The sequence below is a fragment of the Devosia sp. genome (genome assembly GCF_028290645.1).
Lineage (GTDB): Bacteria > Pseudomonadota > Alphaproteobacteria > Rhizobiales > Devosiaceae > Devosia_A.
Map to the genome: position 1 here is coordinate 1 of NZ_JAQGJL010000022.1, position 14,001 is coordinate 14,001.

Consider the following 14,001-nt stretch of genomic DNA (forward strand, 5'->3'; position numbering starts at 1 on the left):
GCCGCGTCCGCGGCAGTTCCACCGCCGGCTGGGACGGGCTCGCGGCCGGAGCGGGGGCATTCCCCGCCGGCTGGGAGGTGAACTCCGATGGTCGCGGCCTCGGCAACGGAGCGCTGTCCGCGCCCACTCCCTCCTGGGCCAGCGCGCTAAAGCTCAAGGTGGTCAGGAGGAGGGCAAGGAGAATCCGCATCGCCTCCCCAACGCGGCCGCCCCGCCAGAGGTTGCGCCGTTACCCGGGCCGGCGGAATTCCATGATCCAGTTGGTTTCCCACGTCTTCCCGCCATCATAGGAGAACGCCTGGCTCCAGCGCGGCGTGTCGCTGTCGGTGCCGGTCCAGTCGAACAGCACCTTGACCGGCCCCCCGCCATCCTCGTCGTCGCCGGCGAAGATCCCCCGCCCGTTCTCGAACCGCCCGAACACCGGCGGCTGCAGCACGCCGGTCGCCGAGTTGATCCAGTAGATCGCCCACTCGTCCCGCTCCGGGTTGTAAAGGCGCAGCGACATGCCCTTGAACCCCATGGTGGGGAAATCACTCTCGTCGATCGACACCGTGCCGCCCATCAAAAGCTGCGCCGTCTCGTACGAGGTGAAAACATCCCACTCCGCCGACCCGACGCCCCGCTGCTTCAGCCGGCGATTGGTGACCACCCAGTCGCCGTGGTTGAAATCGAATCCATGCCGCGTCTCGGTGCCCATCAGTCCCTCCCGGATATTGCCCTGCCCGCGCATCAATACCCGCAATCCCCTGCCACGCCATGACAGGCTTTCGGCAATGCCGCGGATTTATCGGCGACGCGATCGCCAGTTACGCTGGCGCAAGCGTTAACCCTTCGCCGCCCGCACTGTTAACGCCCCATAAACCATCTTTGCCCGCCGCCCCCCGTCTGCTATCAGCCGGGACATGTCCGTGCCCCTCGACCACATCCGCAATTTTTCCATCGTCGCCCATATCGACCATGGCAAATCCACGCTCGCCGATCGACTGATCCAGACCACCGGCGGGCTCGAGCTGCGCGAGATGAAGGAGCAGGTGCTCGACTCGATGGATATCGAGCGCGAGCGCGGCATCACCATCAAGGCGCAGACCGTCCGGCTCACCTACAAGGCGCGGAACGGCGAGACCTACGTCCTCAACCTGATCGACACCCCCGGCCACGTCGATTTCGCCTACGAGGTTTCCCGCTCGCTCGCCGCCGTCGAGGGCTCGCTGCTCGTCGTCGATGCCAGCCAGGGCGTCGAGGCGCAGACCCTCGCCAACGTCTACCACGCGCTCGACGCCAACCACGAGATCGTGCCGGTCCTCAACAAGATCGACCTGCCCGCCGCCGACATCCCGCGTGTAAAGCAGCAGATCGAGGACGTGATCGGGCTCGATGCCTCCGACGCCGTCGAGATCTCCGCCAAATCCGGCATCGGCATCGACGACGTGCTCGAGGCCATCGTCCACCGCCTGCCCGCGCCCACCGGCGAGATCAACGCCCCGCTCAAGGCGCTGCTCGTCGACAGCTGGTACGACACCTACCTCGGCGTCGTGGTCCTCATCCGCGTCATCGATGGCACGGTGAAGAAGGGCCAGAAGATCCGGATGATGAACGCCAATGCCACCTACGAGCTCGACCGGGTGGGCGTGTTCACCCCCAAGCTGGTCGATATCGGCGAGCTCGGCCCCGGCGAAATCGGCTTTTTCACCGCCTCGATCAAGCAGGTGGCCGATACCAATGTCGGCGACACCATCACCGACGATCGCAAGCCCACTGCCGCGGCGCTGCCCGGCTTCCGCCCGGCCCAGCCGGTGGTGTTCTGCGGCCTGTTTCCGGTCGATGCGTCCGATTTCGAAGTGCTGCGCGAAGCGATGGGGAAGCTGCGCCTCAACGACGAGAGCTTTTCCTACGAGATGGAAACCTCGGCCGCGCTCGGCTTCGGCTTCCGCTGCGGGTTCCTCGGGCTCCTCCACCTCGAGATCATACAGGAGCGGCTGGCCCGGGAGTTCGATCTCGATCTCATCGCCACCGCCCCCTCGGTGGTCTACGAGATCCACCTCAACAACGGCGAGCTGATGATGCTGCACAACCCGGCCGACCTGCCGGACGTGGTGCGCATCGACCACATCAGCGAGCCGTGGATCAAGGCCACCATCCTCACCCCGGACGAGTATCTGGGCTCGATCCTGAAGCTCTGCCAGGACCGGCGCGGCATCCAGCGCAACATGACCTATGTCGGCAACCGCGCGATGATCGAATACGACCTGCCGCTCAACGAGGTCGTTTTCGACTTTTACGATCGGCTGAAGTCGATGTCGAAGGGCTATGCCAGCTTCGACTACACGCTGGCCGATTACCGCGAGGGCGACCTCGTCAAGCTCACCATCCTCGTCAATTCCGAGCCGGTCGACGCGCTCTCGATGCTGGTCCACCGCAACGCCGCCGAAGCCCGCGGCCGCCAGATGTGCGAAAAGCTCAAGGAACTGATCCCGCCGCACCTGTTCGTCATCCCGATCCAGGCCGCCATCGGCGGCAAGATCATCGCGCGCGAAACGGTCCGCGCCCTGCGCAAGGACGTGACAGCGAAGTGCTACGGCGGCGACGCCACCCGCAAGCGCAAGCTGCTGGACAAGCAGAAGAAGGGCAAGGCCCGGATGCGGCAATACGGGAACGTCGACATCCCGCAGGAGGCGTTTATTCAGGCGCTGAAAATGGGGGACGAGTGAGGGTGCGAGCTCCGCGCCGGTAAATCGCCCCAGTGACGATTTTAGTCACGAACCGGGTCGCTCCTGAAAGGCGCGCGGGCCCGGACCCGGCTCTCAGTACCCGATGGCTCCTCGCCGTCCGCAGGCTACTAGTCCTGCTGACAATGGAGCAACACATTGATGCGCGAGGGTGAAGCTGACCTCACCTCAGTTTGCTCCGAACCTTCTTCGGGCGAGGAAAGGACGGGCAATGGGCGCCGCAGACCGTGAAGCCGGTACCCCTCGCCCAGCTGTTGGCGGCCAGAATGAACTGTTCCAGATACAGGAAGACATCTTCGTAGCCGAGCCGTTGATCCTCGGCACTGTTTGCTGGGCACTCGGTCAGAGCATCGTGCCTATGGTCGCGCTCGAGCCGGGCGAGAACCCTCGAATGCGCTGTTTGGGTACAGGGTTCTTTATCAGTTGCTCGGGGCTGCTAGTCACTGCCGCCCATGTCATCACTGATCCGATTGAGCGGGGATATGGCCGGCCAATCGAGACGACCGACCTGAACTGCAACTGCCAGGCGTCGGCCTCGGCACTATGCTGAGAACAAACCCCCTGTTCCAGAAGGAGGGCTATTTCTTTAGAGAGATCGAGTGGTCCGGCTTCTTGGCGGAGAGAGCCGATAACCCACTTCCAATTCGTGGGGTGGACCTGAAACTCAACTCGGACACCACCATCTGCAAGGTCAAGCCAACTTGCCGGCGAGTCGCCGCTAGACTTGTTGAAGTCAACCGAGCATGGCATGCCCAAGCTGTCGATTGCTGGGGGCTAAGAGGCTTACTGTTCAGTCCGCGCTAACTTTCGCTGGCCGGGCTATCCGACTTCCGACTAAGAATGACAGATCGACCGCTTCCGTCCAGGAACTGCGACATTGTTCACAGAGGGCAGAATGAAACTCCGCACTGTTTATGCTCGCTTCTACAAGTCGTTCAACTTCGATCATCTACGTAAGGCTCATCCCTTGGCCAAGGCGAAACCCTGGGAGCAATTTGAGGGCGCGTGGTACCCGTATGTGGAGGTAGGGGTTGAGGACCTCATCACGACAATTGTAGGCGCTAACGAATCGGGAAAGAGCCACCTGCTTAGCGCTGTTGAGAAGGCTATTACCGGGGAGGGGTTCCAACAGAGGGATTTGTGTCGCTACTCCCCGTTTTTTAATGTCGAGAAGGGCAAAACTTGTTGGCCCCATCTCGGAGTAGGCTGGAGCAACGTAACCCCGCCCGAGGCTGACCTAGTCATGGCGGCGCTTGGCGAAACCTCATTGTCGTTTCGAAATTTCGCAATGTTCCGAGAAGGCCCGGAACAGCTCACCATATACATTCCCAACGACGACGGTTCTCATACGCCATATCCACTGACGGGTGGAGCTGCCACTGATTTTGGAAGAGCCTTCTTGCCTCGCCCCTTCCGCATAAAGCCGGAAGTTGCACTGCCAAACTCCGTTCCACTTGCTTGGCTTGTTACTCCGTCAAAAGAGAATGGAGCCTTGCACTCTAGGCGTTGGCGCGCTGATTTGCTGGAGGGCGCTGCCGTTGTCAGACAATATTGGCAGCATGACGCCGCGCGCTTTGCCCAACAGGCTCCCAAGATGTATAACGCAGCTAGCTCATACTTCAATTCTAGCAATAATATTGACACCGTACTGTCCGAAAGCCAAGTTGAATCTCTAAATCTCGCCAGAAGCCTTCTCATTCAATTGGCCAACCTCGATCCGCAGAGGCTACAAGACCTATCGAGCGCAATAGCGGATGGAGACGATGGTCATGCCAACGCTTTGATGAGCCGCATCAATGATCAGCTCGCGAAGCAACTAAACTTCCCCAAATGGTGGGTACAGGATCGGGATTTCTCCCTTCGCGTCACTCCGCGCGAAATGGATCTCGTTTTCACGATACGCGACCGTACCGGAACGGAATACACATTCAATGAACGCAGCAGCGGCCTAAAGTATTTTCTGTCCTACTTAATTCAATCTCAGGTTCATGAACCTCCGGCCGGACGTTCAGAAATACTTCTAATGGATGAACCGGACACCTACTTGTCAGCTGAGGCGCAGCAAGACCTCCTGAAGATATTTGACGATTTTGCGCAACCAACATCCGACGCCAATCCAATTCAGGTTTTGTATGTAACCCACTCCCCCTTTCTTATCGATAAGAACCACGCGGAGCGAATACGCGTCCTGCAGAAAGGAAAAGGATTCGATGGAACACGAGTGATTAGGAACGCCTCTCAGAATCACTACGAACCACTTCGTTCTGCGTTCGGAGCGTTTGTTGGTGAGACTGCGTTCATCGGCGCTTGCAATTTGCTGGTCGAAGGAGTCGCTGATCAGATCATAATTTCTGGCATGGCGCGACTGACTCGACGATCCTCTGTGGGCCTTCAGAATGACACGTTGGACCTGAATCGGCTGGTCATTGTCCCTTGCGGCTCGGCGGGCCAAGTTCCCTATATGCTGTACCTAATTCGCGGCCGAGATACGGAGAAGCCGCCCGTGGTGGTACTGCTTGACTCCGATGATGCTGGCGACGATGCCGCCGGAAGGATGCGGGGCAAAGACAAGCGAATGAGCCGCTTGCTCCAGAAGGACTATGTTCTGCAGCTTGGCGACCTCGGACTCTTCGGCGACGACAAGCCGTCGAGAGTTGAAATCGAGGACTTACTGCCCATTGGTCTCGCCGTTGCCGCAGCAAACGATTGCCTTTCCGAAATTGGCCGATTTCGCGATGAGAAGGTCGTAACGCTAACTGCGGCAATGGTGACAAAGCATCTCAAAATGGATGTTGGGCTGTTTTCCGCGCTCAATCTTGCTGCAGGAGCGAGCGGACTACATATCGAGAAGATCGCCTTCGCGAGAGCGGTCGTAGGCCTCTGCAAATTGCAGCCCGTGCACGAGGGCTTGGCCGAGGACGTCGAAGCCTTTTTCGGGCGAATGAAAGTCCTTTTCCAGGCTATTAATGTCGTCAAGCGCAAGGCTGAGCGAGATGCGTCACGCGACAAGGTTGGCACTCTCGTTGATCGCCAGCAGAAGCTGTTCCTACAAGACAACCCAGTTCACGCGACTAAGGAACAGGTCTCTATATTGTTTGAACAAATCGGTGACGTGTTAGACGAATCTGCGGAATCGGACTCCGTTCGGTCGCATATGATGCTGATACGTCGTGACTTTCATCTAGACGACGAGCCATCGACATCTGTTCCAGATTTTGACACTCTCAAGACGAAGATGACAACGTTACATCAGGCCTTTCATATAGATCAGGTGGAGGCCGCGCCGGAATAGCTCAAGATCTTGGCATATGGACACCGATGGATTTGGTTGGACACCATGGCCAACTTATCCCCGCCCCCTCCACCCGCCGTATCCTTCCGCAAACCCTGCGAAAGGACACACGCACCATGCCCCAACCCACCACCCCCCTCACCCGCGAAACCATCCTCGCCCACGAACGCCTCCACCCGCGCATCGCGGCCCTCCTCAAGCAGGTCGAGCGCGTCGCCGCCCGCCGCCCCGCCCAGCCGGTGCCGGAGGAGAGCCTGAAGCTTTCGCGCACGCTGTGCCGGGAGGCGGCAAAACTGCTCGGGCGGGAGGGGCGGGGGATCGGGGTGCCGGCGGGGCCAGCGGGCCCGGGGCTCGATCATGGCGGGCTCGCCGTGGCGCTCGGGCAGGCGATCGCCGCGCTCGAGGCGTTCGAGGCGGAGCATTCGGGCCAATCAAAGAAGCTCGGCCATGCCATCTGGCAGATCGACGGCCCGCCCATGCCGGTCACCCGGCTGCTGCCCAAGGGGCATGGCGGCAAGGAAGTCAAGACCAGGGACCCGGAGGCCGAGCGCAACCGGCGCGAGGTATACCGGCTGATCATGGGCCGCTTCAAGGCCGGCTATGACGAGGGCTACCAGGCTGCCATGGACGGCAAGCCCCCCTCCGCGCGCTATGCCGAGGATGCCTGGGACCGGCTGATGGAGAGGGAACAGGGCGCCGAGGCGGCGCGCAAGGCCGGCGAGCCGAAGCCGCGCGTCCGCTACGAGCACCGCCGCGCGACCTGGTGCCGAAGGGCGCGACGCTGACGGATCCGAAGGAGCGCAGCCGGCGGCGGTGAGAGGGGCCGGTGGCTGTGGACCCCCACCCCTGTCCCCTCCCCGCAAGTGGGAGGGAGACCAAAACACCGACGCCAGTGCGAGCGTCTCCCTCCCCCCTGCGGGGAGGGGACAGGGGTGGGGGTCAACTCGCACCAGCAGATCGGCGTGAACCCCGTACTTTCAACACCTTAGCCGCCGCACAAAAAATCCGTCCCCGCGTCCCCACACGACCGCATAATGCACCCCGTCTCTCCACACGGGGACGGGTCGCTACGAACGGGCTGTGGGGGGAGATCGGATGGTGCGGGAGTCGTTCCGCATCAGGCGGAAACCACGACGGTCGCCCCAGGTAGCGCGGGGAAGCCGCTAGCAACGCGAGGCCGCTCCAATGCAGGGCGGCCGAGGGATGGAGGCTGCCGTGCATAGGGCAGCCGGGTGGAGGCGCACGGGCCGGACCCCTTAGGGTCGCCGGCGCTCGAAGCCCGCCATTCTCGCGATGCGGCCCGGGATGCCCCGAGCCCTCCGTGGCATAGGCCAAAAGCTCCCGATCGCGCCGGCGAGGCCGAGCTTCGCCAAAACTCGCGGACTACCGCCTGGAGGCAAAGCCTCGCCGGCGCCGTCCCTGCCTGCCGCAAACTCCGGAGCCCGCGTGCTGCCGGACGCTTCTACGCGCCCGGCCGCCGCAGCCGGCCCCTAGAACGCCTCGGCCAGCTTCAGCTGGCAGGCCTGCGCGAGCTCGGTATTCGGCTTTTCCGCCCCCAGCGGGGTCGCCCAGCCGGCCTTTTCGACGATGCCCTTGCGCGAATAGGTGGTCGCGGCCTTGAGCGCGGTCATCACCGTCACGGTATCGGCATCGGCGCCGCCCGCGCGCTCGACGCAATAGGGCATCAGCGCCGCGGCCACCGCGGTGTTCGATTGCTTCAGCGCCATGTCCTGGGCCGATCCGCCGGTCACCCAGCCGCCATAGCTGAACCCCACGATCGCGAGGGCGATCGCGCCGACCCCCGCGCCGATGAGGCCGGGTTTCAACCAGGTGGGGAATTGCATGAAATGTCCGATCTGTTGTGTCAGACGAGCGCGCGAAATGCGCGCAAGTGGGCGAGGCTAGCACACAACCCGCGCCGCGCACCGACCAAACGCCGAACCCCACGACATTCGGCGCCGCTTCGCCTAGTCTTTGCCGAACCCATGCGATCCCAATCCGGACCCTGCCGATGACCACGCTCGCCGCCCTCACCGTCACGCTCCCGCAACAGCGCCTCGCGCCCGGCACGGCGCTCACCACGGAGGGCAGCCATTCGGGCCGGCTGTACCTGCTCGAATCCGGCCGCCTCGCCGTGTCCCGCGAAGGCGTGGCGCTCGCCACCATCGACGAGCCCGGCGCCATCATCGGCGAAATGGCGGTGCTCCTGGGCATCCCCCACAGCGCCACCGTCACCGCCCAGACCGAGGCGCAGGTCCGCGTCATCGACGACGCGCTCGACGTCCTCGCGGAAAACCCCGATTTCGCCCTCCACCTCGCCACCCTCGCCTGCGCCCGGCTCAACGCCACCTCGGCGCTCCTCGTCGAACTCCGCCGCGCCGCCGCCGGCAAGAAGCAGGAGCAGGCCCTGATGAGCCGGATCCTGATGGCCATGATGGCCACCCCCAAGGGCGTGAGCGGCGGAAGCCGGCGCTGGGTGGATCACGAGTGAGGGGAACGCGCGGGGCCAGGAAATACTGCGATCCGACCTGAATAGCCGGTCAGGCTCACGAGGAATGTCAGTATTGGCGCGAAACTCGAGAGCACTCACGCATTTCCCACCATCGGCATGCAGACGATCCCCGGCCAGGGACAGTACCTAGCCAGTCTAGGCGCAATGGAGTATTGTTGCCGCCGTCACCTTACGAGGGAGCATCACCATGTCTCGACTCGTCTGCGGCGCACTGGCGGCACTGCTCTGGCCTGCGGCTCCAGCCCTCTCCGACCCGATCGTCCTCGATGCCGACCAGTTGGTCGTCGAGGCAACCGTCCCCTTCTCGGGCGACTTCCTCGCGCCCGGCTTCGATGCCATCTGGATGATGCGCCCCTTCGGCAAGCTGGTGCGCGCCGACCCTGCCGATAACAGTGGCATCCAGCATGACGTGCCCGGCGCCGTTGGCGCCTTCGCCCGCCTCGCCGTCGGGGAAGGCGGGATCTGGATACCAGACAGCGCCAATGGTGGTCACATCTACAAGTTCGACCCGGTGACCGCCACCGTTGCGCTCGACATTCCCGTCAACCTTACAGACCCGGAAGGCTGCATCGCAGTCGGAGGCGGCTCGGTCTGGGCGGTGGGCTTCGAGGACCGGCACATATGGCTCAGGCGATATTCGGCAACCACCGGCGAGGAGCAGTCCAAGACGGCCATCGCGGGAGGCGTATGCGTTGCCATCGGTGAAGGCTCGGTCTGGGTGTCGGATACTTATCACGACGCGGTTCTGCGTCTGGACCTTGGCTCGGGAGAGCTGCTGGCCACCATTCCCGTCGCGGGCCAGCCGCGCTTCCTGGCGGTGGGGGAGGAGGCCGTTTGGGTGATCACGCAGATGGACGGCCTCGTTCACCGGATCGACCCGGCAAGCAATACGCTCACCGCATCGATCAGCACGGGGCATCGGGGCAGTGGCGGCGACATCACAACTGGCGGCGGCTTCGTCTGGGCGAGCTTCCGCGGGGCTCCGGTGGTGCGCATCAACCCGTTGAGCCACGATATCCGGGTCTACGAGGGGGTCGGCTTCGGCGATGCAATCGCCTACGGCAGTGGCTCGGTCTGGGTCTCCGGCCAGCGCCTCAGCCGCATTACCCCGCCTGTGCCGTAAGGCAACGGCCCGGTTGCAGACGCGACCAATGGCGCTTGGCGCTCCGTCCCCCGGATGCAGCAGCGGCCCGAGGTGGGCTGAGCTACTGCGTCAGGAAGTCCGTTGCGACCTCGGTGAGGAGCGGCGACTGGATCAGGTTGTAGTGCGTGGTGTTGGGGATGACGGCGAGCTGGCTGGCCGGGCGCTGGGAGCCGTCGAACCCGGCGTCGCGCTGGCCGCCGCCGAGCAGCTTCCAGAACTCGACAATGTGCTCGGGCCGGATGGAATCCGCGTCCGCAAAGACCAGCAGCATCGGGGCCTTGATGGCCTTGATCCCCACGGTCCAGTCGCGCTCGGGCTGGTTCATCTCGCCGGTCTTGCGCATCATCGTCTCCCAGTTGACGCCGGGATAGAGCTGCGCCAGCGGCGAGGCCGCGAGTTGCTGGCCGATGGCAGCGGCCTGGCTCGGCATCTGCGCGAAGGCCTCCCGGGTCGCTGGATAGTCGCCGGCGGTGCTGAAGGCCACCGAGACTGGCACCAGCTTCTCAACCAGTTCCGGGTGCAGGATCGCGACCTGCAGCGCGACGGCGGCGCCGAGCGAATAGCCCATGAAGCGGGCCTTGCCGATGCCGAGGTGCCAAAGCACGGCGGCGACGTCGTCGGCCATCAGCTCTGTGGACCAGGGCTCCTTCCCGTCGGTGCTGAAGCCGTGGCCACGCATGTGAATGGCGATCACCCTGTGCGTCTTCGCCATCGCGGCGAGCGGCGCGCCGAAGGTTTGTGATGGATCAACGCCGCCATGCAGCAGCACCAGCGGCGGGCCGTCGCCGTGGATCTCGTAGTAGATTTCGGCGCCGCCGACCGGGACCTTGCCGGTGCTGCTGGGGGTGCTCATCGGATCGTCTCCTGCGGTTTGGGCCATGGCGGGCGCTGCGACGAGGGCCGCAGCGACAAGGGCAAGGGTCACGAGGGTGCGTCTCAGCATGATCGTTCCCCCTGAATCAGCGTGACGCGAGCTGCCGCTCAAGTTTGTCGAAGGCCTGGTTGGTGCCTTCAAGGAAGCCGCCGTTCATCGCCACTGCAAGGTCCGCGGCGCTCTCGAACTCGGCGCGCATGGTAAACACCGTTTCATTGCCGAGCGCTTCGAAGGTCAGGGTGGCGAGATAGGTCGGCGGCGGGTTGCGGCGCGGGACCGCCTCGGGCGAGCGCAGCGGCCGGTAAACGATGCGTTCGGGCACAACGATCTCGACGAACTGATAGCGCACGGGATGCTCGGTGCCGTCGGGCCTCTGCATGGTGACGTGCCACTCGCCGCCGGCGCGGAATTCGAGCCTGGTGATGGCGGAGGTGAAGTTCTCCGGGCCCCACCACTGGGCAAGCAGGTACGGATCCTCGAAGGTTCGCCAGACGAGGTTGCGGGGCGCCTTGAGGCGGCGCGTGATGACGAGCTCGCGCTGTTCCAGCGAATCTTGGGCCATGGCGCGCCTCAGTTCTTCCTGGCCGTTGCATCGGCCGACTGCAGCCGCTCGAGCAGCCCGTCGAGCCGGTTGAGGCTCGTGTCCCAGAACTTGGAGAACTCCTCGATCCAGCCGACGGCCTCGCGTAGCGGCTGCGCCTCGAGCCGGCAGGGTCGGAACTGGGCGCTGCGGCCACGGCTGATGAGGCCCGCGCCTTCGAGGACCCTGAGATGCTTGCAGATCGCCGGGATGCTCATCTCGAACGGTGCAGCGAGCTCCTTCACCGACGCCTCCCCATCCATCAGCCGCATCAGGATGGCCCGGCGGGTGGGGTCGGCGATAGCCGACAAAGTGAGGCTGAGCTGGTCGGGCTGCACGTTCATTCCTAACCGATCGGTTATCTAACTTATTGGTTAGTTACAGCGGGTGGGGAGATGTGTCAAGGAGGGTGCGCGATCGCCTTCCCCATCGCCTCCCTCCCGCCCTTTACCGAACATTTACCATCCCATTGCCATGTAGATCGGACGTGCGCGCCGCGCTCCCCGCGTGGGCGATGTCGTGCCAGCCGGGCTGCGGCCGGTGCGCGAAGGATGAAAGTTCGGCACATGCGCCTCGTCATCGGCGTCATCATCATCATCGTGTGCGTCATCGGCGGCTTCATCGCCATGGGCGGGCACCTCGCGGTGCTGGTGCAGCCGTTCGAGGCGCTGATCATCCTCGGGGCGGCGCTCGGGGCGTTCATCATCGGCAATACCGGCGCGGTGCTGAAGCAGACGCTAGGCGTCTTCGGCATCCTGTTCCGCGGCCCGCGCTATTCGAAGCAGGCCTATGTCGATCTGCTCGGGCTGCAATACAGCCTCTTCAAGCTGGTGCAAACCAAGGGCGTGCTGGCGCTCGAGCAGCACATCGAGAACCCCGGCGAGTCGACGATCTTCCAGCGCTTTCCGACCTTCACGGCCAACCACCACGCGGTCGAGTTCATGTGCGATTACCTCCGCATGGTGACTCTCGGCAGCAATGTCGTCCACGAGATGGAAGCCCTGATGGACGAGGAACTCGAGACCCATCACCAGGAGAACGACCGCCTCGTCACCGCCGTCCAGGCCCTCGCCGACGGCACCCCGGCCCTCGGCATCGTCGCCGCGGTGCTCGGCGTCATCCATACCATGGGCTCGATCAGCGAGCCGCCCGAAGTGCTGGGTCACATGATCGGCGGCGCGCTGGTCGGTACCTTCCTCGGCGTGTTCGTCGCCTACGGCTTCTTCGGCCCGATGGCGCAATCGCTGCGCAACATCTTCGAGGCGGAATCGAAATACTTCCTCTCGATGAAGGTCGGCCTCCTCGCCCACATGTCCGGCTACGCCCCCTCCATCGCCATCGAGTTCGCCCGCAAGGCCCTGATGAGCGAAGTCCGCCCCACCTTCGCCGAGATCGACGAGTCGACCGCCAACCTGCCCGCCCTCAACTGAGCTAAAGCGCGAACGATGGCCACCAACATCCAGCCCTTCATCATCAAGAAGGCGAGGCGCGCCGCCCACCCGCATCACGGCGGGGCGTGGAAGATCGCCTATGCCGATTTCGTCACCGCGATGATGGCGTTCTTCCTGCTGCTCTGGCTGATCAGCATGACCACGCCCGAGCAGAAAAAGGGCCTCGCCGATTATTTCGCCCCGCCCAATGTCAGCGACAGCACCAGCGGCGCCGGCGGCGTGATGGGCGGCACGGCCTTCGCCGAGGATGGCGCCAAGATCGCGGCGGAATCGAAGAAGGACGCGCTCACCGCGCCCGAGAGCAGCGAGGCCGGCCCGCAGGCCGATGCCCGCGGCGGCCGCGACGAGGAAGGCGGCGGCGGGCAGGAGGCGGTGCGCGCCTCGCCGGTCAGCCTCGAGTCCAAGTACAACCTCGATTTCCACAGCGCCGCGGCAAGCATCCGCCAGGCCTGGGAAGCGCAGCCCGACATCACCGCCATCGAGGACAGCCTCAGGATCGAGGAAACCCCGGAAGGCCTCAACATCCAGCTGCTCGACCAGGAAGGCCGGCCGATGTTCCCGGAAGGCTCGAAATACCCCTACGAAGTGACCCGCAAAGCCATCGCCGCCGTCGCCCCGGCACTGCAGAAGCTATCGGCGCAGGTCACGGTCTCGGGCCACACCGCAGCGGGCGCCGTCTATACCAACCCGCGCTACGGCGCGTGGGAACTGTCGATGGACCGCGCCAACACAGTGCGCGCCATCCTCGGCGAGTTCGGCCTCTCCGACGACCGCATCCGTTCGGTGATCGGCCAGGCATCGGCCCGGCCGCTGTTCCCGAACGATCCCTATCTCGCCGGCAACGGGCGCATCGAGATCACCGTCCTCTACCAGGCGCCCCCGGTACCGGCCGGCCTCAAGCCCTGAGGCTCCGGCCGGCCGCCGTTCGGATCAAGCCCCGGTGACGCGCCAGATGACGTCGCCGACATCGTCGGCCATCAGCACCGCACCATCCGGCCCGATGACGACGCCAACCGGGCGGCCATAGGAATCCTTCTCGTCGGGAGACAGGAAGCCGGTGAGGATTTCGCGCGGGGTGCCGACCGGCTTGCCGTTCTCGAACGGCACGAAGGCCAGCTTGTAGCCGCTGAGCGTCGAGCGGTTCCACGAGCCGTGCTGGCCGATCGCCATGCCCTGCGGGAAGCCCGGCAGCGTGCCCGCGGGCAACCAGCAGAGGCCGAGCGAGGCGGTGTGGCCGCCAAGCGCATAGTCCGGCGTGATGGCGCGGGCGACGAGCGCGGCATCCTGCGGCACGCGGTCATCGACCGTCCTGCCCCAGTACGAGTACGGCCAGCCATAGAAGCCGCCATCCTTCACCGAGGTCAGGTAGTCCGGGGGGGTCTCGTCGCCCAGCCCGTCGCGCTCGTTGACCACGGTCCACAG

General features: G+C 64.1%; 13 protein-coding genes and 1 pseudogene. 8 read left to right on the forward strand and 6 right to left on the reverse strand.

Annotation, left to right across the window (positions count from 1 at the left end; all coding sequences use genetic code 11):
• Positions 1-229: 229 nt before the first annotated feature.
• The gene (locus JWQ89_RS01380; protein WP_299637761.1) at positions 230-697 is read right to left on the reverse strand and encodes a hypothetical protein; all 468 of its coding nucleotides are present in this window, start codon (positions 695-697) and stop codon (positions 230-232) included.
• 205 nt (positions 698-902) lie between these two features.
• On the opposite strand from JWQ89_RS01380, the gene lepA reads away from it, so the two are divergent.
• The 4 genes from lepA (at position 903) to JWQ89_RS01400 (ending at position 6,803) form a co-directional block, all read left to right on the forward strand.
• The gene (lepA, locus tag JWQ89_RS01385) at positions 903-2,708 is read left to right on the forward strand and encodes a translation elongation factor 4 (RefSeq protein ID WP_299637763.1); all 1,806 of its coding nucleotides are present in this window, start codon (positions 903-905) and stop codon (positions 2,706-2,708) included.
• A 229-nt stretch (positions 2,709-2,937) separates the two neighbouring features.
• Entirely contained in the window at positions 2,938-3,276 is a 339-nt protein-coding gene (locus tag JWQ89_RS01390; protein ID WP_299637764.1) for a hypothetical protein, read from the forward strand.
• A gap of 345 nt (positions 3,277-3,621) precedes the next feature.
• Positions 3,622-6,018, forward strand: a complete 2,397-nt coding sequence (locus JWQ89_RS01395; RefSeq protein ID WP_299637766.1) for an AAA family ATPase — start codon at positions 3,622-3,624, stop codon at positions 6,016-6,018.
• A gap of 116 nt (positions 6,019-6,134) precedes the next feature.
• Positions 6,135-6,803 carry a hypothetical protein gene (locus JWQ89_RS01400; protein ID WP_299637768.1) on the forward strand — a complete coding sequence of 223 codons (669 nt, stop codon included), beginning with the start codon at positions 6,135-6,137 and terminating at the stop codon, positions 6,801-6,803.
• Positions 6,804-7,508: 705 nt separating this feature from the next.
• Here JWQ89_RS01400 and JWQ89_RS01405 read toward each other — a convergent pair.
• Positions 7,509-7,862, reverse strand: coding sequence for a hypothetical protein (locus JWQ89_RS01405; protein WP_299637769.1), 354 nt, complete (start codon positions 7,860-7,862; stop codon positions 7,509-7,511).
• 167 nt (positions 7,863-8,029) lie between these two features.
• On the opposite strand from JWQ89_RS01405, the gene JWQ89_RS01410 reads away from it, so the two are divergent.
• Both JWQ89_RS01410 and JWQ89_RS01415 read left to right on the forward strand, forming a co-directional pair.
• Entirely contained in the window at positions 8,030-8,509 is a 480-nt protein-coding gene (locus JWQ89_RS01410) for a cyclic nucleotide-binding domain-containing protein (RefSeq protein ID WP_299637770.1), read from the forward strand.
• A 208-nt stretch (positions 8,510-8,717) separates the two neighbouring features.
• On the forward strand, positions 8,718-9,653 hold the full coding sequence (locus tag JWQ89_RS01415; protein ID WP_299637772.1) for a hypothetical protein: 936 nt from the start codon (positions 8,718-8,720) through the stop codon (positions 9,651-9,653).
• A gap of 82 nt (positions 9,654-9,735) precedes the next feature.
• Here JWQ89_RS01415 and JWQ89_RS01420 read toward each other — a convergent pair whose 3' ends face one another.
• From JWQ89_RS01420 to JWQ89_RS01430, 3 genes are read right to left on the reverse strand one after another with little or no spacing between them, the layout of a single operon-like run.
• Complete coding sequence (locus tag JWQ89_RS01420) at positions 9,736-10,617, reverse strand: alpha/beta hydrolase (RefSeq protein ID WP_299637774.1); 882 nt, start codon at positions 10,615-10,617, stop codon at positions 9,736-9,738.
• Positions 10,618-10,633: 16 nt separating this feature from the next.
• On the reverse strand, positions 10,634-11,110 hold the full coding sequence (locus tag JWQ89_RS01425; RefSeq protein ID WP_299637776.1) for an SRPBCC domain-containing protein: 477 nt from the start codon (positions 11,108-11,110) through the stop codon (positions 10,634-10,636).
• Between the two features lie 8 nt (positions 11,111-11,118).
• On the reverse strand, positions 11,119-11,472 hold the full coding sequence (locus JWQ89_RS01430) for a metalloregulator ArsR/SmtB family transcription factor (protein WP_299637778.1): 354 nt from the start codon (positions 11,470-11,472) through the stop codon (positions 11,119-11,121).
• A gap of 207 nt (positions 11,473-11,679) precedes the next feature.
• On the opposite strand from JWQ89_RS01430, the gene motA reads away from it, so the two are divergent.
• Complete coding sequence (motA, locus tag JWQ89_RS01435; RefSeq protein ID WP_299637780.1) at positions 11,680-12,558, forward strand: flagellar motor stator protein MotA; 879 nt, start codon at positions 11,680-11,682, stop codon at positions 12,556-12,558.
• Positions 12,559-12,573: 15 nt separating this feature from the next.
• Positions 12,574-13,485, forward strand: coding sequence for a flagellar motor protein MotB (locus tag JWQ89_RS01440; RefSeq protein ID WP_299637781.1), 912 nt, complete (start codon positions 12,574-12,576; stop codon positions 13,483-13,485).
• Between the two features lie 24 nt (positions 13,486-13,509).
• On the opposite strand, the pseudogene JWQ89_RS01445 reads toward JWQ89_RS01440, so the two are convergent.
• Positions 13,510-14,001: pseudogene (locus JWQ89_RS01445) on the reverse strand (sorbosone dehydrogenase family protein); the annotation flags it as partial.